This is a genomic window from Pseudomonas sp. GM48, from assembly GCF_000282335.1.
Classification (GTDB): Bacteria; Pseudomonadota; Gammaproteobacteria; order Pseudomonadales; family Pseudomonadaceae; genus Aquipseudomonas.
In genome coordinates this window covers 1-569 of record NZ_AKJM01000167.1, presented here as the reverse complement: position 1 = coordinate 569, position 569 = coordinate 1, and the positions used below count along the sequence as shown (strand labels likewise).

At 56.4% G+C, this 569-nt stretch carries 1 protein-coding gene; it reads right to left on the bottom strand.

Going from position 1 to position 569, the window contains the following annotated elements:
• Nucleotides 1-379 (bottom strand): DUF2931 family protein (locus PMI28_RS02310; protein WP_007992091.1); only part of this gene is annotated, 379 nt, incomplete at its 3' end.
• Nucleotides 380-569 lie beyond the last annotated feature (190 nt).

The window sequence follows — 569 nt, the reverse complement described above, 5'->3', positions numbered from 1 at the left end:
CGCGGGTCGATTCGGAGATATCGATCCAGCCGGCGTAGGTCTTGCGTTCGACAATCGATTGCCAGCGCACAAAGAGGCGTTTTGGCAGATCGGCGCCCGTGACGGGCATGCTGGCGCTACCCACACCTACCCAGCCGCGAGCATTTTCGGTGCCATTTTCATGGTCGCTGCTACCCGCTACACCCGCAGCAATATCGTAAGTAATTCGTCCCTTTATGTCCTCGACAGCCGAGGTCTCGACCCAGACGGTCATGTGGGCGGGTTCGGTGAAACCGATGTACCACCAGGACGTTCTGTAATCATTTTTGGCCGACAGCGGATCGGTGGACTGACAGGCGCTTATCGCCAACGTTGCCAGCAAGGCAAACAGGATTTTCATGGTGACAGCGTCCATTCCGGAGCATGAGGGTGGTGCACCCGTACGGCATCCGCCGTGGGGACATGGGCGAAAACCAAGGCTCATGATTACCAACTGCCATAGGGAATGCCGAAACGTTCGATGTAGCGTTGGGAGGTGTCTTTGATTTTCCTGTAATGGCCGTTGTACTTGCCTTGATTAGGCCCCAAGG